The 19,510-nt window shown below is 62.0% G+C and carries 20 protein-coding genes; 10 read left to right on the top strand and 10 right to left on the bottom strand.

The window, feature by feature from the left end; genetic code table 11:
- From carB to NKI72_RS25750, 3 genes are all read left to right on the top strand, one after another.
- Positions 1 to 3,504: a carbamoyl-phosphate synthase large subunit gene (gene carB, locus NKI72_RS25760; protein ID WP_352816149.1), complete on the top strand. Its 3,504-nt coding sequence runs from the start codon at positions 1 to 3 to the stop codon at positions 3,502 to 3,504.
- A 327-nt stretch (positions 3,505 to 3,831) separates the two neighbouring features.
- The gene (locus NKI72_RS25755) at positions 3,832 to 5,118 is read left to right on the top strand and encodes an AAA family ATPase (RefSeq protein WP_352851196.1); all 1,287 of its coding nucleotides are present in this window, start codon (positions 3,832 to 3,834) and stop codon (positions 5,116 to 5,118) included.
- A 10-nt stretch (positions 5,119 to 5,128) separates the two neighbouring features.
- Positions 5,129 to 5,956 (top strand): DUF4435 domain-containing protein, encoded by an 828-nt coding sequence (locus NKI72_RS25750; RefSeq protein WP_352851195.1) that lies wholly within the window; start codon positions 5,129 to 5,131, stop codon positions 5,954 to 5,956.
- 252 nt (positions 5,957 to 6,208) lie between these two features.
- Here NKI72_RS25750 and NKI72_RS25745 read toward each other — a convergent pair whose 3' ends face one another.
- The 4 genes from NKI72_RS25745 to NKI72_RS25730 form a co-directional block, all read right to left on the bottom strand.
- Entirely contained in the window at positions 6,209 to 6,673 is a 465-nt protein-coding gene (locus tag NKI72_RS25745) for a DUF6644 family protein (protein WP_352835656.1), read from the bottom strand.
- On the bottom strand, positions 6,674 to 7,057 hold the full coding sequence (locus NKI72_RS25740) for a DUF6152 family protein (RefSeq protein WP_352835654.1): 384 nt from the start codon (positions 7,055 to 7,057) through the stop codon (positions 6,674 to 6,676).
- 292 nt (positions 7,058 to 7,349) lie between these two features.
- Positions 7,350 to 7,838 carry a GNAT family N-acetyltransferase gene (locus tag NKI72_RS25735; protein ID WP_352835652.1) on the bottom strand — a complete coding sequence of 163 codons (489 nt, stop codon included), beginning with the start codon at positions 7,836 to 7,838 and terminating at the stop codon, positions 7,350 to 7,352.
- Positions 7,831 to 8,607 (bottom strand): transglycosylase SLT domain-containing protein, encoded by a 777-nt coding sequence (locus tag NKI72_RS25730; protein WP_352851193.1) that lies wholly within the window; start codon positions 8,605 to 8,607, stop codon positions 7,831 to 7,833. The genes NKI72_RS25735 and NKI72_RS25730 overlap by 8 nt, the downstream gene beginning before the upstream one ends.
- A 207-nt stretch (positions 8,608 to 8,814) precedes the next feature.
- Here NKI72_RS25730 and NKI72_RS25725 point away from each other — a divergent pair, with 207 nt between their 5' ends.
- Entirely contained in the window at positions 8,815 to 9,384 is a 570-nt protein-coding gene (locus NKI72_RS25725; RefSeq protein ID WP_352835646.1) for a methylated-DNA--[protein]-cysteine S-methyltransferase, read from the top strand.
- 52 nt (positions 9,385 to 9,436) lie between these two features.
- Here the strand turns inward: NKI72_RS25725 and NKI72_RS25720 are convergent, their stop codons facing one another.
- Positions 9,437 to 9,763, bottom strand: coding sequence for a hypothetical protein (locus NKI72_RS25720; RefSeq protein WP_023719370.1), 327 nt, complete (start codon positions 9,761 to 9,763; stop codon positions 9,437 to 9,439).
- Positions 9,764 to 10,058: 295 nt separating this feature from the next.
- Between NKI72_RS25720 and NKI72_RS25715 the strand changes: the two genes are divergently transcribed.
- The 3 genes from NKI72_RS25715 to NKI72_RS25705 all read left to right on the top strand — a co-directional run bounded on the left by NKI72_RS25715 (position 10,059) and on the right by NKI72_RS25705 (position 10,999).
- Complete coding sequence (locus NKI72_RS25715; RefSeq protein WP_023678332.1) at positions 10,059 to 10,271, top strand: cold-shock protein; 213 nt, start codon at positions 10,059 to 10,061, stop codon at positions 10,269 to 10,271.
- A gap of 276 nt (positions 10,272 to 10,547) precedes the next feature.
- Positions 10,548 to 10,748, top strand: coding sequence for a hypothetical protein (locus NKI72_RS25710; RefSeq protein WP_352475039.1), 201 nt, complete (start codon positions 10,548 to 10,550; stop codon positions 10,746 to 10,748).
- Positions 10,745 to 10,999 carry a type II toxin-antitoxin system RelE family toxin gene (locus NKI72_RS25705; RefSeq protein WP_352616729.1) on the top strand — a complete coding sequence of 85 codons (255 nt, stop codon included), beginning with the start codon at positions 10,745 to 10,747 and terminating at the stop codon, positions 10,997 to 10,999. Before NKI72_RS25710 ends, NKI72_RS25705 begins: the two co-directional genes overlap by 4 nt.
- A 79-nt stretch (positions 11,000 to 11,078) precedes the next feature.
- On the opposite strand, the gene NKI72_RS25700 is transcribed toward NKI72_RS25705, so the two are convergent.
- The 3 genes from NKI72_RS25700 to NKI72_RS25690 all read right to left on the bottom strand — a co-directional run bounded on the left by NKI72_RS25700 (position 11,079) and on the right by NKI72_RS25690 (position 13,694).
- On the bottom strand, positions 11,079 to 11,687 hold the full coding sequence (locus NKI72_RS25700) for a glutathione S-transferase family protein (RefSeq protein ID WP_352646486.1): 609 nt from the start codon (positions 11,685 to 11,687) through the stop codon (positions 11,079 to 11,081).
- 262 nt (positions 11,688 to 11,949) lie between these two features.
- Entirely contained in the window at positions 11,950 to 12,804 is an 855-nt protein-coding gene (locus NKI72_RS25695) for an EAL domain-containing protein (protein ID WP_023678335.1), read from the bottom strand.
- Entirely contained in the window at positions 12,801 to 13,694 is an 894-nt protein-coding gene (locus tag NKI72_RS25690) for an EAL domain-containing protein (RefSeq protein ID WP_352851191.1), read from the bottom strand. Before NKI72_RS25690 ends, NKI72_RS25695 begins: the two co-directional genes overlap by 4 nt.
- A gap of 202 nt (positions 13,695 to 13,896) precedes the next feature.
- Here NKI72_RS25690 and NKI72_RS25685 point away from each other — a divergent pair, with 202 nt between their 5' ends.
- On the top strand, positions 13,897 to 15,099 hold the full coding sequence (locus tag NKI72_RS25685; RefSeq protein ID WP_352772949.1) for a pyridoxal phosphate-dependent aminotransferase: 1,203 nt from the start codon (positions 13,897 to 13,899) through the stop codon (positions 15,097 to 15,099).
- 6 nt (positions 15,100 to 15,105) lie between these two features.
- Here NKI72_RS25685 and NKI72_RS25680 read toward each other — a convergent pair whose 3' ends face one another.
- Entirely contained in the window at positions 15,106 to 15,501 is a 396-nt protein-coding gene (locus NKI72_RS25680; protein WP_352772946.1) for a (R)-mandelonitrile lyase, read from the bottom strand.
- Positions 15,502 to 15,531: 30 nt separating this feature from the next.
- Positions 15,532 to 16,131: a methyltransferase family protein gene (locus tag NKI72_RS25675; protein WP_352541071.1), complete on the bottom strand. Its 600-nt coding sequence runs from the start codon at positions 16,129 to 16,131 to the stop codon at positions 15,532 to 15,534.
- A gap of 144 nt (positions 16,132 to 16,275) precedes the next feature.
- On the opposite strand from NKI72_RS25675, the gene NKI72_RS25670 reads away from it, so the two are divergent.
- Positions 16,276 to 17,142, top strand: a complete 867-nt coding sequence (locus NKI72_RS25670) for an alpha/beta fold hydrolase (RefSeq protein ID WP_352475048.1) — start codon at positions 16,276 to 16,278, stop codon at positions 17,140 to 17,142.
- 163 nt (positions 17,143 to 17,305) lie between these two features.
- The gene (locus NKI72_RS25665) at positions 17,306 to 19,357 is read left to right on the top strand and encodes an elongation factor G (protein WP_352851189.1); all 2,052 of its coding nucleotides are present in this window, start codon (positions 17,306 to 17,308) and stop codon (positions 19,355 to 19,357) included.
- Positions 19,358 to 19,510 lie beyond the last annotated feature (153 nt).

The raw sequence follows: 19,510 nt of genomic DNA, 5'->3' as shown, positions 1-19,510 counted from the left end.
ATGCCAAGACGCACCGACATCAAGTCGATCCTGATCATCGGGGCCGGCCCCATCGTCATCGGCCAGGCCTGCGAATTCGACTATTCCGGCACCCAGGCCTGCAAGGCGCTGAAGGAAGAGGGTTTTCGCGTTATCCTGGTCAATTCCAATCCGGCCACCATCATGACCGATCCGGAACTGGCCGACGCCACGTACATCGAGCCGATCACGCCCGAAGTGGTGGCCAAGATCATCGCCAAGGAGCGGCCGGACGCGCTGCTGCCGACCATGGGCGGCCAGACCGCGCTCAACACCGCTCTGTCGCTGCGCCGCATGGGCGTGCTCGACCGCTATCAGGTCGAGATGATCGGTGCCGACGCCACCGCAATCGACAAGGCCGAGGACCGCGCGCTGTTTCGCGAGGCGATGAACAAGATCGGCCTGGAAACGCCGAAGTCGATGCTGGCCAACGCAACCGACGTCAAGAACGCCGACCGCAAGACGCACGAGGCCGAGCGCGCCGCGCTGAAGGCCGAGAAGCCGGAAAATCTCGACGCCGCGCTCGATGCTCTGGAAACGCGCTGGAACCTCGGCGAAGGCGACCGCAAGCAGCGCTATATCAGCCATGCCATGGCGATTGCAGCACAGGCGCTCGACCATGTCGGCCTGCCCGCCATTATCCGCCCCTCCTTCACCATGGGCGGCACCGGCGGCGGCATCGCCTACAACCGCGCCGAATTCTTCGAGATCGTCCAGTCCGGCCTCGACGCCTCGCCGACCACCGAAGTGCTGATCGAGGAGAGCGTACTCGGCTGGAAGGAGTATGAGATGGAGGTTGTCCGTGACAAGGCCGACAATTGCATCATCGTCTGCTCGATCGAGAACATCGACCCGATGGGCGTGCATACGGGCGATTCGATCACCGTCGCCCCTGCGCTGACGCTGACCGACAAGGAATACCAGATGATGCGCAACGCCTCGATCGCGGTGCTGCGCGAGATCGGCGTCGAGACCGGCGGCTCCAACGTGCAGTTCGCCGTCAACCCGGCCGACGGCCGCCTGGTGGTGATCGAGATGAACCCGCGCGTCTCGCGCTCGTCGGCGCTGGCCTCCAAGGCGACTGGTTTTCCGATCGCCAAGATCGCCGCCAAGCTCGCCGTCGGCTACACGCTGGACGAGCTCGAGAATGACATCACCGGCGGAGCAACGCCGGCCTCGTTCGAGCCGAGCATCGACTATGTCGTCACAAAAATCCCGCGCTTCGCCTTCGAGAAGTTTCCCGGCGCCGAGCCGGTGCTGACCACCTCGATGAAGTCGGTCGGCGAGGTCATGGCCATCGGCCGCACTTTCCAGGAATCGCTGCAGAAGGCCTTGCGCGGGCTGGAGACCGGCCTGACCGGTCTGGACGAAATCGAGATTCCCGGCATCGGCCATGGGACGACAGCTGCCAGCCACGTCGACGACCGCAACGCCATCCGCGCCGCACTCGGCACGCCGACGCCGGACCGGCTGCGCATGGTGGCGCAAGCGATCCGCATGGGCACTTCGCTCGAAGACGTGCACGCGATGTGCAAGATCGACCCGTGGTTCCTCGAACAGATCGCCGGCATTCTCGACATGGAAGCCCGCATCCGCGAGCACGGCATCCCCGAGGACGCCGCCAATCTGCGCATGCTGAAGGCGATGGGTTTCTCCGATGCCCGCCTAGCATCCCTGGTCAGGAAGGATGTCGAAGAGATCCAGAAGATTCGCGAAAAACTCGACGTTCATCCGGTCTACAAGCGCATCGACACCTGCGCCGCCGAGTTCGCTTCGCCCACCGCCTACATGTACTCGACCTACGAGGTGCCGTTCGCAGGCGCGCTCGCCAACGAGGCGCAGGTCTCGTCGCGCAAGAAGGTGGTCATCCTCGGCGGCGGCCCCAACCGCATCGGCCAGGGCATCGAGTTCGACTACTGCTGCTGCCATGCCGCCTTTGCGCTGCGCGACGCCGGCTTCGAGGCGATCATGATCAACTGCAATCCCGAAACCGTCTCGACCGACTACGACACCTCCGACCGGCTCTATTTCGAGCCGCTGACGCCGGAGGACGTGCTGGAGATCCTGCGCGCCGAGCAGGCGTCCGGCGAGCTGGTCGGCGTCATCGTCCAGTTCGGTGGCCAGACGCCGCTGAAGCTCGCCGATGCGCTGGAGAAGGCCGGCATCCCGATCCTCGGCACCTCGCCCGACATGATCGATCTCGCCGAGGACCGCGACCGTTTCCAGAAGCTGTTGCACAAGCTTGGCCTCAGCCAGCCGAAGAACGGCATTGCCTATTCGGTCGAGCAGGCCCGCCTCGTCGCCGGCGAGCTCGGCTTCCCGTTGGTCGTGCGCCCGTCCTATGTGCTCGGCGGCCGCGCCATGCAGATCATCCACGACGAGAGCATGTTGCAATCCTATCTGCTCGACACCGTGCCCGGCCTGGTGCCGGAGGACATCAAGCAGAAATACCCCAACGACAAGACCGGCCAGATCAACACGCTGCTCGGCAAGAACCCGCTGCTGTTCGACACCTATCTCTCAGGCGCCATCGAAGTCGATGTCGATTGCCTTTGCGACGGCAGGTCGACCTACGTCTCCGGCATATTGGAGCACATCGAGGAGGCCGGCATCCATTCCGGCGACTCGGCCTGCTCGCTGCCGGTGCACTCGCTGCCATCGGAGCTTGTCGACGAGCTGGAGCGCCAGACGGCCGCACTCGCCCGCGCGCTCAATGTCGGCGGTCTGATGAACGTGCAGTATGCGATCAAGGACGGCACCGTCTATGTGCTCGAGGTCAACCCGCGCGCGTCGCGCACCGTGCCCTTCGTCGCCAAGACCATCGGGCGTCCCATTGCAAAGATCGCCGCCCGCATCATGGCCGGCGAAAGCCTGGAAGACGCCTTCGCCCACTACGGCGCCATGCCCGACCCGCGCAACCCCGGCCACATCGCCGTCAAGGAAGCGGTATTCCCGTTCGCCCGCTTCCCCGGCGTCGACATATTGCTCGGCCCGGAAATGCGCTCGACCGGCGAGGTCATGGGCCTCGACCGCGACTTCGCGCTGGCCTTCGCCAAGAGCCAGCTCGGGGCGGGTGTTGATCTCCCCCGCGCGGGCACGCTGTTCGTCTCGGTGCGCGACGAGGACAAGAAGGGCATCTTGCCGGCAGTCAAGCGCTTGGCCGGCCAGGGTTTTAAAGTGCTGGCCACCTCAGGCACCGCCCGCTTCCTCGCCGAAAACGGCGTCGCCGCCGAAAAGATAAACAAGGTGCTGGAAGGCCGCCCGCACATCGAGGACGCCATCCGGAACCGCCAGGTGCAGATCGTGTTCAACACCACGGACGGCCAGAAGGCGGTGTCGGACTCAAAATCGCTGCGCCGCGCCACGCTGATGCAGAAAGTGCCGTATTACACGACGCTCTCGGGCGCGGCTGCGGTGGCGGAGGCGATTGCAGCGTTGAGGGCTGGGAGTTTGGAAGTGCGGCCGCTGCAGGAGTACTTCGCGTAGGCGATTAGCCAATCTCCCTCCTTGTGGGGGCTGTCCCGCCGACGATGCTGCCGGCATATCGCCACGCTTACGCGCCGGCCAATCTTTCCTTCAGAGAAAGTTAAAACGCGACACCGGACAGGTATCTTGAAACACCTCGTTCCTAGAACGTGCCTGCGCAGCAAAAGGCATTGTCGAGTGGAATGCTCGCCACCGGAAGAGTTTTTTCTAATGGACCTTGCATGCCTTGCTTTTGTGAAGGACCTAACATCTCATACTTGGCAGAAGTCACACAAGCTGCCGCGATGTCGCTTCCCCTATGCGCCGTTCAGGAAAGGGAATGCTCTTATGGAACTCAAGCAGTTTGAGGTTAAGGGGCTCTTCAATTCTTACGATCATCTGGTCAGCTTTCCCACCACATCGGGTGTCGCGCAACAACCCGCGATCGTCATCATTCATGGGAGGAATGGCGTAGGAAAAACGACATTGCTCCGAATGTTGGACGGGATAATGCGGCTTGACTTCACAACATTCAGGAATGTTCCGTTTTCAGAAGCAAAACTAACCTTCGACAACAAAAGAGCACTTCAAGTAAAATCTGAAACCGCTGACGGCAAATTGAAGTATCTGAAAGTTTCGTATGGTAAATATCAGGCCATGTTAAACCCCAACCATTCAGGGGCGCTGACAGAGGAAGAGCAACTAGCTGTATCGAATTTTCGAGACGAATTTTTTAGAGATGTTGTGGGAATAGCTTTTGAGTACATTGACATTGAGCGGTTGAGTCGAATCAAAGAAGCGAGACTCTCTGAAGCGCAACTAGAGGCGCTTGCTATGCCAAGGGAATACTATTTCTCTCCGTCAGGTAAAATTGTCAGTAATGGACTGAATATAAAGTCGAAAAAGGTGCGCGATTCATCAATTAGCCTCGACAAGAGAGTAGCGGAATTCATAAACTCCGCCCAGATTAATTATCGACAGTTCTTTTCAAGCACGGAGCCAGACTTATTCCCAAAGATATTGGAAAAACTCAGCGGTCATGAAACTGTCGATATTGAGAAAGATAAACTAAAATCACAACTTAGATTCGTTATAGATCAAGATAAAATTACAGAAAGATTTGGTTTAGAGAGTGATAAATGGGACTATAGTCAAATCGTATCTAAGATAGATTTGCTTGACAATCATCCTGGTACAAAGCAAAATGCTTTAACAATTCTTTCAGTTTATGCTGAACATCTTGCATCGCGGGCGCAAGAAAGGAAGCTTGTCGCAGACCGGCTCCTCACCTTTGAAAAACTTCTCTCTGAATTCTTTGTTGGAAAAGAGGTCCGAATCGACAGCGTTGAGGGAATGAGAATTTCCACCGCAGGAAAGAAACCACTTAAGGAAAGTGACTTGAGCTCTGGTGAATATCATCTTCTTTATTTGATGGTTTCTGCTCTTGTTACAAAACAAAAGGGCACGATTTTGGCGATCGACGAACCCGAGATGTCAATGCACATAGCATGGCAGAGAAAATTGGTTTCTGCGTTAATCAGGTGTGCGTCTGGCGCCGAGCCGCTCTTCATCTTTGCCACTCACTCCCCCGACTTAGTATCTTCGTATCGTGAAGCCATGATTGACCTGGGGTGAGAATTCCGTGTTGAGACGTCAGATTGACGCATATCTAACTGCGGTGCAGATGGATCCTGAGCGCCGACATCTTTTTGTCGAGGGATACCGGGACCGGAACTTCCTAACGTGGCTTTGTGGAAATGAAATCCACTCTAATGTTAGCGTACTCCCAATAGACGCGATCGATTTCTCGGAGGCTGTGGATGGCGGGAACCGTGGGCGATTGGTCGAAATTGCACGGACGATCGAAGGTCAAACGGATGCGATAATGTTTTTCGCCGATGCGGATTACGATATCCTCCTCAAACGGAAACTCTTGTCTAACGTATTTTATACCGACAGAAGAGACATAGAGGGCTATATTTTTAGTGAGCGCTCTCTTGAGAAAATATTTGTTCTTTCGCTGAACACTGAAAAAAGTTCGACTAATTTTTTCAAACTCATTGTGAGTATATGCAAAAGGATAGCGTCGATCCGAATTTATTCCGAGGAAACCTCTTCCAGAATTGCATTTAAGAGCACCAGTCTAAAGAGATACATTACCAAAGACTCTATGTTTTTATTTAATCTGGAAGGATACACTAGGGCACTCCTTCAGAATTCAAATATCTCTCTGTCAAGGCTAGAATCAGTATTGTTAGGAGCAAAGAGTATTGAGGAAAGACTCGATGACCTCGACCACTACGAATACATTCACGGAAAAGATGTCATTTCTGTATTCGAGAGACTCCTTCATATCTTTGGTGTCAAGGACGGAGAGGCCGAAAGATTGCTTTGGGCTACAGTTGATCGTCCCGAATGCTGCCTTCATCCCCGACTCAAAGAGACTTTGAAATACATGAAGAAGATAATCTGAACGTCTATTGGTACGTCACGGGAACGACAGCTGCACGCCGGCGGGTCGATGCTGAAGTACTTTGCGTTGACCCGGTTGACCGAGTTTTAGAAGCCGGAATCGCGGGGCAGATTCGCTCCATCACCACGTCCTCCAGCGAGATGCCCGCCGCCGCCAGGGAATGCTTCAGCGCCTTCAGCGATTCCTCCGTCCGCGGCTCGACGTCGCAACGCACCATTTTGCACCTTGCCAACGCCAGTGCCGACACTCGGCTTAGCCGAGAAACCCAATAAACCGTCCGGCGAAAAGCACCGAAGTCCACAGCACCAGCGAAAGCACAGCCAGCACGGTCGCGGCCCCACCAGCCGGCTCATCACTGCCTTTTACGCGGCGCATGAAGACGAGGAAGTTGACCCCGGCAAGCAGGATGAGCGTCATCTTGGCGAGGAAGACCGGCATTGCCGCATATTCGCTCGCCCTTACTGAAAAGAGCAGCGACCCAGTGACTAGCGCACCAGCGAACGCGGCAAACGCGGTGCGGCGCAGCAGCGCGACGAACGCCGCTTGCGGCAGCGAGCGGAAGGCGCCCAGGATCCTGAGGTCCATGAGCCAGACGCTGGTCAGCAGCGCGCCGATCGACATGATGTGCAGCGCGTTGACGATGGGGTAGGCGACGAAGGAGGCCTTCAGTCCCCGCGCGAAGGCGAGTTGCTCGATGTCGGCAAAAAACCCGTCCATTCAGGCCGGCGGCACGCGGTCGGGATAGACGTCGTAGGTCTTGCCGCCGACGATGATGCGGGCCGCCTTCATGCGCTTTTCGCTCTCGTCGCGCGAGCGGTTGCCGATCGCGGTCACCTCGTCGCCGATCTTGGCGACCTCCTCGGTGAAGCCGGCGGCGATCGTGCGCGACGGCGTCGCCATCTCCACCCGCCAGGCCTCTCCCTCGGCGTCGACATCCAGCGTGGCATGCGGGTTGCCGATATAGATCGCCGTGATCCTGCCTTTGAGTTCGAAAAACCCGTCCTGCGTCCACGACCAGCCGTGATGGGCATAGGCCGCACTGACGGCGGCAAGGATCACCGCCGCTGCCAGCGTGACGCTCCGGTTGAAAGGTGACAGCATCGCTCGTCTCCTCGGTTCCGGCATTAGAGGGTAGGTCAGCGCGCCGCAGCGTCAAATCACATGAGGTGTGCGCTGCCCCTCATTGCCCTGCCGGGCATTTCTCCCCGTATAGTGACGGGGAGAAAGGTGCCTTCGCCGACGGTTTCGCCAATCTCCGGCGTGGCAGAGGGCGTGCCGGCGTTGCGGCAGCCCCTTCTACCCGTCCTATACGGGGAGAAGGTGGCGGCAGCCGGATGAGGGGCGGCGCCGACTTCGCCAATTGGCGATCAGCCTCGCTGAAGGGAACTTATGCTCACGCCGCCCAATCGACCTCGACCATCCCCAGCCGCTGATAGAGCCTGACCGCAGCCGCGTTCTCGACGGTATTGGTCTTGAGATCGACATGCGCAGCACCCCTTGCCTGAAACACGGCAAACGCGTGCCGCATCAGCGCCTCGGCGATGCCGTTGCCGCGCGCCTCCGGGTGGACGGCAAGATCCTTGACGAAAGCCCGCGTCCAGCAGAGCGCCGCGCCCGCCAGCCGGCCCTTGCCGTCAATGACCAGGAAACACAAAGCTGGGTCGAATTCCGCGTCGGCCGAAATGCGTGGCCACCATTCGTCGAACGGCCCGTCGGCGCCGTCGTCGAACACCGCGGTCAACAGCGTATGCAAAGCGAGTGCATCGGCGGCTTCGAAGCCGCGCATGAAAAAACCTTCGGGCCAGCGCGGCGCCAGAAGTGTGTCGTCGAGGATCTTGCGCAGGCGGATGTCGTTTGGCGCCGGCGGGCGCGGCTCAGGCATCGGGCTGCATGCGGCGGCGCAGGCTGTCGCTGCCGAGCCCGGTTTCGCCGAGCATCCCCTTGCGCTTGGCGTCGTAATAATAGCCGCTCTGGTAGAGCCGGTCGGCGCGCTTGGGGTTGCCGCCTGAGACCAGCCAGGCGCCGCGCAGATATTTCACCGCATATTTCAGATTGGTCTCGGCGTCGAACAGGCCGCTTGCCGGCCCGTCATAGCCCATGCCGCGCGCCGTCGCGTGCTTGATCTGCATCAGCCCCCAATGGCCGTGATTGTAGGCTTTCGGGTTGAAGGTGCTCTCGCGGTTGACGACATGGCGCACCAGATCGACCGGCACCTGGTAAAGCGCGGAATATTTCTCGATCAGCCGCTCGATCTCGCTGCGGCCGCCGGCGTTGGACTGACCCTCGGCGGGGTCGGTCGCGGCCAGAGCGGCCGGGTCCTGCGGCAGCGTGTAGGAAACCGGCTGAACGCCGGGCATGGCCTCGGTCTGTTGGCTGACCGGCATGGCGACGGCCGGCGTCGCGGTAACAGGCTGGGCATTGGCGGTCATGACGGCGGGGGTAGTTGCCGCCAGCGGCGTCGGCCCGGCAACGGCGGCGGCCGGCTCGATCGGCCGCGCAGCGGTCTGGGCTACGCCGGACGGCTCCGGCAAGACCGAAACCGTGTCGGGCAGCGCGAGCGTAAAGCCGGCATCGGTATTGACCGTATTTTCGGTGAAGGCCGGCGTCGGGGTCGCCGGCGAAGTCGAGGTGCAACCGCTGAGAGCGGCCACGGCCAACACCGCCGCAAGGACGGGAAAGAGGAATTTTGCTGGCAAGCGGCGCTCGGGTCCGGTTCGTCGGGTGTTAAGAAGTCCTTACACCAGCATCTTTCCTCGGGCAATCCGCGGTAGCCGGCGGTTTCCGGGTGGCGAGCCGGGCCGCGAAATGCGATATTGTTCTGGATTTGTACTTCGAAGGATTCCGGAAAGGAGCACGCCATGGACGCCTCTCATGCCACCGCCGGCCACGCGGTCTTCGAAACCGTGCTCGGCTTCATGGGTATCGCCTGGAGCGAAGCCGGGCTGACCCGGCTCTGCCTGCCGCAGCGCAATCGCGACGCGGTCGACCGCCGGCTGCTGCGCCATGCCGCCGCCGACCAAGCAGCGAAGCCCGAGCCGCAATGGGTTGCCGAGCTGATCGCGTCGATCAAGGCCTATGCCGCCGGCGAGGATATCGATTTCTCCGGCGTGCCGGTCGATCTCAGCGGCGTCGACGAGTTCCGCCAGGCGATCTATGACGCGGCGCGAAAACTCGCCTTCGGCGAAACCACCACCTATGGCGAACTGGCCAAGCGCGCCGGCCATGCCGGGCTGGCGCGCGAAACCGGTGCCGCACTCGGCGCCAACCCGGTGCCGCTGGTCATCCCTTGCCATCGCATCCTTGCCGCCGGCGGCAAGATCGGCGGATTTTCCGCGCCCGGCGGCTCGGCCACCAAGGAAAAGATGCTGGCCATGGAAGGCGTGCGCGTCGGCCCGCCGCCGCCGGCGCAGGTGTCGTTCGGGTTTTAGTGGTGCTGATATTCAGGCGAGGCCGGCACCCGGCGCACCATTTCGTCCCACTCTAATCCGGAAGCAGGCGCCGGCGAAAACGCCGGTCGATCTCCACCCGCTTGCATTTGTAGACGGTGCAGGAATTCGTGTCGGCGCTCGGCACCGAGGCCCGCGCCCTGACCTCGCCGATGTCGCAGAATTGCTGGCTGCGCACGTAGCGGTCATAGAGCGCCAGCCCCGGCACGCGCGCCGATCTGTAGCGCAGGATGACCGCGCCCTCGCGCGCGATCGTCGCCTGCACCTTGCCGCAGCTCATGCGGGTCGGGTCGTAGCGCGAGACCGCCTGCGCCTCGGCGGCCACCAGCGTCAGGCAAGCGGCAAGCAGAACGATTTTCATGTCCCTCTCCCCAAAACCCGTGCCCGAAGCTGTCGCGATCCTCCCGCGTCAGGCGCGCAGCGACGACGCTCTCACGCGATTGGGGCGGCCGTTGGGCAGCGTTGCCGCCGCGCCATTTTCCGCCCCGTCTTGTTTTTTGCGCGAAGGCATATTATATGCGGTCCATTGATATTTCGGCCGATCGATCCGGGCCTCGCGATATTCGCGTTTGCTGACGTTCTATCTCCAAAATCTCGATACAAACCGGCTGGGTTTCGGCCCAGTCAAACTAAAGCAAACGTAAAGGACTATCGAAATGGCAACAGGTACGGTCAAGTGGTTTAATTCCACCAAGGGTTTCGGCTTCATTCAGCCTGACAGCGGCGGCGCGGACGTTTTCGTTCACATCTCCGCAGTCGAGCGTGCTGGACTGTCGACCTTGGTCGAAGGCCAGAAGATCAACTTCGAGATCGAGCAGGACCGCCGCACTGGCAAGTCGTCCGCTGGATCTCTGAGCAAGGCAGCCTGATTTTGCGAATGGCGCGCCCCCGGCGCTATCCCGGGGCGCGCGGCCAGGCCCCGCAGGTATGGCGGTCCCGCCCGCAGCCCGCCGGCGCGCAAGCACCCGACCAGCCGAAGCAGCAGATTGCTGCCGGCCCGGCCAAAACGCTCCCGATCAGGCTACCAAGCATGGGAAGGCGGGATTTTGTCCCGCCTTTTTGCTGTCTGGATTCCAGTGAACCGCTGCCTTGGGCCTATAGTCCCACTTTGTGGTGTTTTTGGCCCAATGTGGTACTATTAATTCATGAGCAAGCTTGAACAGATTGAGAAATCCGTTGCCGAACTAAGCCCCGAAGAGCTGAGAGCGTTTGCCGCATGGTTCGAGGCGCTGCAGGCCGACATGTGGGACCGGCAGATCGAAGCCGACGCCAAGGGCGGCAGGCTGGACAAGCTTGCCGAGCAGGCCTTGGCTGATCATCGCGCCGGCCGGACCCGGCCTCTGTGAATCATTTTGCTACTCCCTCGTTTTGGGAGGCCTACGCAAAACTGCCCTCGTTAATCAGAGCAAAGGCGAACAGACGTTTCGCCAAACTGAATTCTGACCCGTTCCACCCGTCGTTGCATTTCAAACAGGTCGGGCGCTACTGGTCGGCGCGGGTTGATATCAACTACCGCGCCGTGGCTGTTCGCGACCACGATGACGTGGTCTGGTTCTGGATAGGCACCCATTCCGAATATGATCGCCTGCTGAAATAGCCGCGCGACCATTCACGTCATCGGCCGAGGGCCGCAAGCCCGACCTCCGGAGCGAGCCGCGAAGCGCCGAGAAGCGTGACTAAGGCAGCCACTCCAGCGGCACGTGCCCCGGATCGGCCTCGACCCTTTTCAGCCAGGCGGCAACCGCCGGATAGGCGTCGAGCTGAAACCCGCCCGTCTCGGCCGTATGCGTATAGGCATAGAGCGCGATGTCGGCGACGCTGAGCGCATTGCCGGCGAAGAAGCTGCTCCCGGCCAGGTGCTTGTCCATGACGCCGAGCGCCTTGTTGCCGCGCTCCAGCGTCAGGGCCAGCCGCTCCGGCGTCGCATCCTTGGCTCTTTCAGGGAAGGTCAGCAGCGCCCTGCGCACGGCGATATAGGGCTCATGGCTGTATTGCTCGAAGAACAGCCACTGATAGGCCAGCGCGCGTTCGTATCTGTCCGCCGGCAGAAACCGCGTGCCTTCGGCGAGATAGAGCAGGATGGCATTGGATTCGGCCAGCCGGCGGCCGTCGTCGAGTTCGAGCAGCGGCACCATGGCGTTCGGGTTTTTCGCGACATAGTCGGGCTTGCGCGTGTCGCCGGTGTGCGAGCTGACCTCGACATTGGTGAAAGCGATGCCGAGCTTGGCCATCAACAGGCGCGGCTTGTAGCAATTGCCGCTGTCGATCATTCCATAGAGTATCATCGGTGCTCCCCCTTGCTCGCAACCACCCGTCTCAGGGCTTGATCCAGCCTCTATCGCGGCAGCGGCGGCTTCATCCAGTGATTTGTTTTGGCGTAACCATCAGCGCCGCTGATGCATTTCAGGATATATCGAGATTCAAGTCAGGCCGAGCCGAGAAGGGTGGGTTCCGAGAACCGGAGCGGAGCGTACTTTGGGTACGTGAGCACCGGAAGCGCAGGAAACCGCCGTTCGCAGGCCGGCATCACTTGAATCTCGACATATCCTAGCCGAATAGGGGGATGACGTTGTTGTCCCTGCCAAGCAGCCTGTCGATCGACAGCGGCTCCTCGTCGAACAGCGTACCGGCCAGCGCCGGCCGGGCAAGGTAAAAGCCCTGCAGCAGGTCGACGCCGCCATCCAGCGCGACGCGCAGATGCGTGGCGTTCTCGACGCCTTCGACCAGCACCTTGGCGCCACGGTCGTGCAGCGTCGAAACCAGCGGCCGGAAAAACCGCTCGGCGGCGGCATGGCGGCAGAATTCTGCGAACCAGGTGCCGTCGATCTTGACGATGTCGGGCTGCACCAGCGCTACCCTTTCTTCGGTCGAATGCCCGGTGCCGAAATCGTCGATGGCGATGCGGACGCCGTCGCGCCGCATCTCGCGCGCCAGGCTGACAAGCACCTTGTCGCCGGCCGCCTGCTCGGTGATCTCGCAGACCAGCATGCCGGGATGCAGGCCGAAATCCGCCAGATGCCTGGTCATCAGCCTGATTTCGGCCAGCGCCCGTGCGGGGTCATCGTTGATCAGCGGATTGTAATTGAAGAACAGGTCGAGCCCGTCGACGCCGATGTTGCGGAAGTTGCGCAAATGCAGCACCCGGCACATGGTTTCGACAAACAGCCGATCCGCTGCCGGCACACCTTCGAAGAAGATTTGCGGCGCCACCGGCCTGCCTGCGCGGTGCGGCTCGATCAGTCCCTCGACCGCGACGGCGGCGAGAAACCTGCCGCGCGGCGCGAAGACCGGCTGGTAGGCGCTCCTCAGCCGGAATGCGCCGTAGACGCCATATTCGATGCCGACCTCGTCGGCAAAGATCGCTTCGCCGACCTTGCGCCGCATGTCGGCCCGCCCGGTCACGATGCCACCCTGCGCCCGAAAGCCCGCATCGGCCGCCGCGAGGTCGAAACGGCCGTAGCCACTTTGTCCTTATCGGGCGACACCGCTGATGCCTGCCCGGCCTTGTCGAAGACGTGAAAGCTGGTCGGTGCAAGCTCCGGGCGTGCCAGCACGAAGCCTTGCACCATCGAGGCGCCCGACTTTTCGGCGAGATCGAGCTGCCAGCCCGTCTCGATGCCCTCGAATACCGTACGGATGCCTTGCTCTTCGAAGCTGGTCACCATAGCGGTCAGCAAGGCGAAGCCGGCACCGGATTCCATCAGCGTCATGATCCAGTCGGCGTCGAACTTGACGATGTCTGGCCTGAGTTCCTTGATGCGATTGATGTCGGATTCGTCGGCACCGTAATCGTCGACGGCAATGCGCAAACCATTGCCCCTGAGCGCCTCGACGAAATTGTAGAGCGTTTCCTGCGACGCCGATTTCTGTTCGGTGACCTCGCAGACGACGCGGCGCGGATCGATGTCGGCCTCGTGCAGCACCAGCCGCATTTCGCGCAGCGCCTTGTCGGCGATGCTGCGGTCGGTGAACACCGATGGATCGAAATTAATGAAGATGGAGGCGTCTCGCGGCAGGCAGGCGCCGGCGTTCAGAAGGTGCAGCGTCCGTGTCAGCGCCTCGATATGCAGGCGGTCGACCGCCGGACAGCTGTTGAAGAAACTCATTGGCGGCTGCGGCTCGCCTTCGCGGAACGGCCGGATCAGCCCCTCGAACGCGACGACGGAAAGCTTGCCCTTGTTGAAGGCGAAGATCGGCTGGAACGCGCTTTGCAGCGTATAGATCCCCCAGACACCGCTGGCGGTGCCGTCATCATGGCGGATGATATGGGCAAGCCCGATGCTGCGCGTCACGGTTCCTCGCTATGCGAGACTGGCGGACCGGCCACGGTCCTGCCGTTCAAGCTTTTACCGATCGTTGATGAATTTATTGTTGCCAGCATTGCGCGCTGGCTCATTCGACAATGCCTGCGCTGGGCTTGCGCTTGACCAGATGATGCGACATGAGAGGCGCCGCAGCGCCTTCGCCCGCCGGTCCTTTCTGGAGATATCTGTCATGGCCTTTCTTGCCGACGTCCTTTCCCGCGTAAAGCCTTCCGCGACCATCGCGGTGACGCAGAAGGCGCGCGAGCTGAAAAACGCCGGCCGCGACGTGATCGGGCTGGGCGCCGGCGAACCGGACTTCGACACCCCCGACAACATCAAGAACGCCGCGATCGAGGCCATCCGCCGAGGCGAGACGAAGTATCCGCCGGTATCCGGCATCGTGCCGCTGCGCGATGCGATCGCGAAAAAATTCAAGCGCGAGAACAATCTCGACTACCGGCCGGAGCAGACCATCGTCGGCACCGGCGGCAAGCAGATCCTGTTCAACGCTTTCATGGCGACGCTGAACCCCGGCGACGAGGTGATCATCCCGCGGCCCTACTGGGTGAGCTATCCCGAAATGGTGGCGATCTGCGGCGGCACCTCGGCCTTTGCCGACACCTCCATCGACAACGGCTTCAAGCTGACGGCGACCGTGCTGGAAAAGGCGATCACGCCGCGCACCAAATGGCTGTTGATGAACTCGCCGTCCAACCCCTCGGGCGCCGCCTATACCGAGGCGGAGCTCAAGGGCCTGGCCGACGTGCTGTTGAAGCACCCGCATGTCTGGGTGCTGACCGACGACATGTACGAGCACCTGACTTATGGCGACTTCGTCTTCAAGACCATCGCCGAGGTCGAGCCGAAGCTCTATGAGCGCACGCTGACGATGAACGGCGTGTCAAAGGCCTATGCCATGACCGGCTGGCGCATCGGCTACGCGGCAGGCCCGGTGCCGCTGATCAAGGCGATGGACATGATCCAGGGCCAGCAGACCTCCGGCGCCTGCACCATCGCCCAATGGGCGGCGGTCGAAGCGCTGAACGGCCCGCAGGATTTCATCCCGAAGAACAAGGCGATCTTCCAGGGCCGGCGCGATCTCGTCGTCTCGATGCTCAACCAGGCGCGCGGCATCACCTGCCCGTCGCCGGAGGGTGCGTTCTACGTCTATCCCTCCTGTGCCCAGCTGATCGGCAGGAGGACCAAGAACGGCAAGGTGATCGACAGCGACGAAACCTTCTGCTCCGAACTGCTCGAGGCCGAGGGCGTGGCGGTTGTTTTCGGCTCGGCCTTTGGCCTCGGCCCGAACTTCCGCATCTCCTACGCCACGTCGGAGGCTCTGCTCGAAGAGGCCTGCACGCGCATCCAGCGCTTTACCGCCGCGCTGGTCTGAGACGTTTCAGCCGCCATACTGCTCGTCGTTCACCTTCTCCAGCCAATCGACATGCGCATCCTCGAGCGCCTCCTGCATGGCGATGTGGGTCATCGCCGATTTGGGCGCGGCGCCGTGCCAGTGCTTTTCACCGGCCGCAAAGGAGATGACGTCGCCGGCCCTGATCTCCTGCAGCGGCCCGCCCCAGCTTTGCACGAGACCGGCACCGGATGTGACATATAGCGTCTGGCCGAGCGGATGCGTGTGCCAGTGGGTGCGGGCGCCGGGCTCGAAGCTGACCAGCGTGGCTCTGAGCCGCGCCGGCGCCTCTTTCTCGATGATCGGCGTCTGCAAAACCCGGCCAGTGAAGTATTTTTCCGGCGCAACAATCGTCGGCACGCTGCCGCAGGCAATGATCTTCATCGTCGCAAATCCTCGATTCAATCCAGTGTCTTAGACCCTACCACTTTCGTCCGATGCCGGCTGCATCTCCTGCCGGCTGCGGGCAAAACGCGGCCAGAACAGACCGGTCCGCGTGCGGTAAGCGTCGTAGGCATCGGCCAACCTTGTCCGCGAAAATTTTCGCTCTTCGTCCAAGGCCGCGATCACGTAGATCGTAACGATGCCGGCGACCGGCACCACCGCCCAGACCGACCAGGTCGCGATACCCCATCCGACCCAGAAGATGATGTAGGACGTGTAGAACGGATGCCGGACATGGAGATAAGGGCCTTCGGTCACCAGGCTGTCAGGATTGTCAGGATCGAATGCGAACCGCAGCCCCGCCTTGCGGGAGACCGAGATCGCCCACCAGAACAGCGCCGAGCTTGCCAGTTCGATGGCGAGCCCGCCGATCTTCGCCGCCAATGGCTGCCGCTCGATCCACAGCAGCGCAAGAAAGAACAGCGCCGTGCCGACCACGACGGCCGAAATGATCATCGCGCCTGGAGACATGCTCGGCGACTGGAAATGCGCGCGCATCGACCAGGCATATTGGCCGAGCGTCGCGATGCTGCTGATCGAGACGAGAAGGTCGAGTGTGGATTCCATCATCAGGCTCCGGGGGTTAGCTGTGGTGGATTCGTTCATCATACCCGGCGCAAGCCGAGAAATCATTTCTTAACCACCGTTCTAAACAACATGGTGACCTCGGCATGCGATGTTGACCTGGAGACAATCCCAAGGTCCAAACCAGATATGGCCGTTTCCCACCGCACGATCCGCACGCCGCAAGCGGATTTGCGCCTCAGCCAGTCGTCGGGACCCGGCATCCCGCTTGTCCTGATCCACGGCTCAGGCAGTTCGCGCGCCGTATTCGCCCGCCAGTTCGACAGCCCGTTGGCCGCTGCCCATCGGTTGATTGCTTTCGACCTGCCCGGCCATGGCGAATCGTCGGACGCCCGCGATCCGGCGACGGACTACACAATCGCCGGCCTTGCCCAATCGGCGGCCCAGCTCCTCGATGCCTTGGGCATCGGCCGCGCCGTCGTCTTCGGCTGGTCGCTTGGCGGGCACGTGGCAATCGAACTCGCGAGTTTTCACCGCGCCGTCGGCGGGCTGATGCTGACCGGCGCGCCGCCGGTATCGAAGGGTCCTTTCGGCATGCTGCGCGGCTTCCACGCGCATTGGGACATGCTGCTGGCGTCCAAAAAGACGTATTCCGAACGCGATGCCGAGCGCTTCGAGACGCTGTGTTTCGGCGACACCGCCGATCCGTCCTTTCGCCAAGCCATCCTGCGCACCGACGGCCGGCTGCGCGCCGCGGTGACGCGCGGCATGCTCACCGGCAAGGGTGCCGACCAGAGACAGGTGGTCGAGCAAGCCGCGTTTCCGGTCGCTATCGTCAATGGCGAGAACGATCCGTTCGTCCGGCTCGGCTATTTTGAGACGCTCGCCTACGGCTCGCTGTGGGAGCATTGCCACATCGTCTCCGGCGCCGGGCATGCGCCTTTCTGGGAGCGTGCGGACCTGTTCAATCCGTTGCTCGCGCGCTTTGCCGAGACGGTGGCGGTGCAGCGCGTGGACGCACCCCCGCTGGCGTCGCGCCTGACCGGCACCGGCTGAACCGGCCCCAACTTCAAATCCCTTCAACTTCAAATCCCTTGCCCTCCCGGCCTGCCCGTGGGACGATGCCCTTTGGGTAGGTGGCAAATTGAAAAAAGCCTCGCCCGCGACGGCCGACAGGCCGGCCGCCGCTCACAGGGAAACGCCTGAGTGGAGGTCAGCCATGGGTACTCGCGCCGGAGGACGACGCACGGGACCGAAATGCATTGCCATAGTCGGTCCCTTCGCAAGCGGTAAGACGACACTTCTCGAAGCCATACTCGCCCGTACAGGCGCCATTCCCCGCCAGAATCCCGTTTCGTCCGGAAATACCGTTTCCGATCATTCGCCCGAGGCGCGCGCTCACGGCATGAGCGTCGAGGCGACCTTCGCCACCACCGATTTCATGGGCGAGCCGTTCACCTTCGTCGATTGTCCCGGCTCGATCGAATTCTCCTTCGAAGCCGAGCCGGTGCTGGCCGCCTGCGACGTCGCCGTGGTCGTTGCCGAGGCCGACGAGAAGAAGATCCCTGCCCTGCAGCTGATCATGCGCAAGCTCGACGAGCTCGGCGTGCCGCGCATGCTGTTCCTGAACAAGGTCGACAAGGCGATAGCAGGTGTGCGCGACACGCTGAAGATGCTGCAGCCGGCAAGCTCGGTGCCATTGCTGCTGCGCCAGATCCCGCTGCGCAAGGACGGCGTCGTCATCGGCTCGATCGACCTCGCTCTGGAGCGTGCCTACATCTACCGCGAATATGCCGAGAGCGAGGTCGCCCAGATCCCGAGCGACGACAAGGCGCGCGAGCTCGAGGCGCGCTTTTCCATGCTGGAGACGCTCGCCGACCATGACGACCGCCTGATGGAGCAATTGCTGGACGAGATCGAACCGCCGAAGGACGCGATCTTCGACGACCTCGCCGCAGATCTGCGCGACGGCACGGTGACGCCGGTGCTGATCGGCACCGCCGAGAAAGGCAATGGCGTGCTGCGCCTGCTGAAGGCGATCCGCCACGACGCACCGGACATCGCGGCGACGCGCCAGCGTCTCGGCGCGCCCGATGGCAATGCCACCGTGGTCCAGGTGATGAAGACCATCCACACCGCGCATGGCGGCAAGCTGTCGGTCTCGCGCATCCTGTCCGGCCAGGTCGCCGACGCCGCCGAGCTGTTCCTTCCCAGCGGCGAGACGGCAAAGGTCTCCGGCATCTACAAGATGCTCGGCAAGGACCAGGTCAAGCTGACTTTGGCCAAGGCCGGCGACACTGTGGCGCTCGGCAAGCTGGACGCCGTCAGGACCGGCCAGACACTGAGCTCGACCAAGGGCGGCATCAAGCCGCTGGTCACGCTGGCGCCGCCGCAACCGGTCTTCGCCTTCGCGCTGCGGCCGAAAGAGCGTAAGGACGAGGTCAAGATGTCGGCGGCCATCCAGCGCCTGGCCGAGGAAGATCCCTCGCTCAACCTGCATCACAACCAGGATTCCGCCGAAACCGTGCTGTCCGGTCATGGCGAGATGCATCTGCGCGTCGTGCGCGAGCGGCTGGAAGGCAAGAACCAGATCCCGGTCGAAGGCCATGTGCCGGCCGTGCCCTATCGCGAGACGATCCGCAAAGCGACGCAGCAGCGCGGCCGCCACAAGAAACAGTCGGGCGGCCACGGCCAGTTCGGCGATGTGGTGCTGGAGATCAAACCGCTGCCGCGCGGTTCAGGCTTCCAGTTCACCGATACGATCACCGGCGGCGTCGTGCCGAAGACCTACATCCAGTCGGTCGAGACCGGCGTGCGCGATTACCTGAAATCGGGCCCGCTCGGCTTCCCGGTCGTCGATGTTGCCGTCAACCTTTCCGACGGCTCCTACCATGCGGTCGATTCCTCCGACATGGCCTTCCAGATGGCGGCGAAGCTGGCGATGAAGGAAGGCATGGCCGCGTGCTCGCCGGTGCTGCTGGAGCCGGTGATGAAGGTCGAGATCGTCACGCCGTCGGATGCGACGTCGAAGATCATCGCTCTGATCCCGCAGCGGCGCGGCCAGATCCTCGGCTACGACGCGCGGCCCGACTGGCCGGGATGGGACGTGGTCGAGGCGACCATGCCGCAGGCTGAGATCGGCGACCTCATCATCGAGCTGCGCTCGGCCACTGCGGGTGTCGCCAGCTACCGGGCCGTCTTCGACCACATGGCCGAACTCACCGGCCGGTTGGCCGACGAAGCGCTGAACGCCAACGGCAAGGCCGCCTGAGCTGCCCTTGCGGCCCAACAGGAAACGGGGGCCCGCGGGACCCCGGGCCGGGTATTTTGTGGCCGCTGCGGGGGGGGGGGCACCCGCCGGGCCCCCCGCGCAGTGCGCCGCGGGGTGGGGGGGGGGCGTGTGGGAGGGGGGTGGCGCGGCCCC

The organism is Mesorhizobium sp. M0437 (genome assembly GCF_040321335.1).
Taxonomy (GTDB): Bacteria; Pseudomonadota; Alphaproteobacteria; order Rhizobiales; family Rhizobiaceae; genus Mesorhizobium.
Note: the sequence above shows the minus strand (reverse complement) of the source record. Positions and strands in the feature narration are given on the sequence as shown.

Excerpts from the sequence above, each read along its gene's own strand:
- carB (WP_352816149.1), top strand. The coding sequence starts at position 1 with ATGCCAAGACGCACCGACATCAAGTCGATCCTGATCATCGGGGCCGGC.
- NKI72_RS25755 (WP_352851196.1), top strand. The coding sequence starts at position 3,832 with ATGGAACTCAAGCAGTTTGAGGTTAAGGGGCTCTTCAATTCTTACGAT.
- NKI72_RS25745 (WP_352835656.1), bottom strand. The coding sequence starts at position 6,673 with ATGGACGGGTTTTTTGCCGACATCGAGCAACTCGCCTTCGCGCGGGGA.
- NKI72_RS25740 (WP_352835654.1), bottom strand. The coding sequence starts at position 7,057 with ATGCTGTCACCTTTCAACCGGAGCGTCACGCTGGCAGCGGCGGTGATC.
- NKI72_RS25735 (WP_352835652.1), bottom strand. The coding sequence starts at position 7,838 with ATGCCTGAGCCGCGCCCGCCGGCGCCAAACGACATCCGCCTGCGCAAG.
- NKI72_RS25725 (WP_352835646.1), top strand. The coding sequence starts at position 8,815 with ATGGACGCCTCTCATGCCACCGCCGGCCACGCGGTCTTCGAAACCGTG.
- NKI72_RS25720 (WP_023719370.1), bottom strand. The coding sequence starts at position 9,763 with ATGAAAATCGTTCTGCTTGCCGCTTGCCTGACGCTGGTGGCCGCCGAG.
- NKI72_RS25715 (WP_023678332.1), top strand. The coding sequence starts at position 10,059 with ATGGCAACAGGTACGGTCAAGTGGTTTAATTCCACCAAGGGTTTCGGC.
- NKI72_RS25710 (WP_352475039.1), top strand. The coding sequence starts at position 10,548 with ATGAGCAAGCTTGAACAGATTGAGAAATCCGTTGCCGAACTAAGCCCC.
- NKI72_RS25700 (WP_352646486.1), bottom strand. The coding sequence starts at position 11,687 with ATGATACTCTATGGAATGATCGACAGCGGCAATTGCTACAAGCCGCGC.
- NKI72_RS25685 (WP_352772949.1), top strand. The coding sequence starts at position 13,897 with ATGGCCTTTCTTGCCGACGTCCTTTCCCGCGTAAAGCCTTCCGCGACC.
- NKI72_RS25680 (WP_352772946.1), bottom strand. The coding sequence starts at position 15,501 with ATGAAGATCATTGCCTGCGGCAGCGTGCCGACGATTGTTGCGCCGGAA.
- NKI72_RS25675 (WP_352541071.1), bottom strand. The coding sequence starts at position 16,131 with ATGATGGAATCCACACTCGACCTTCTCGTCTCGATCAGCAGCATCGCG.
- NKI72_RS25670 (WP_352475048.1), top strand. The coding sequence starts at position 16,276 with ATGGCCGTTTCCCACCGCACGATCCGCACGCCGCAAGCGGATTTGCGC.
- NKI72_RS25665 (WP_352851189.1), top strand. The coding sequence starts at position 17,306 with ATGGGTACTCGCGCCGGAGGACGACGCACGGGACCGAAATGCATTGCC.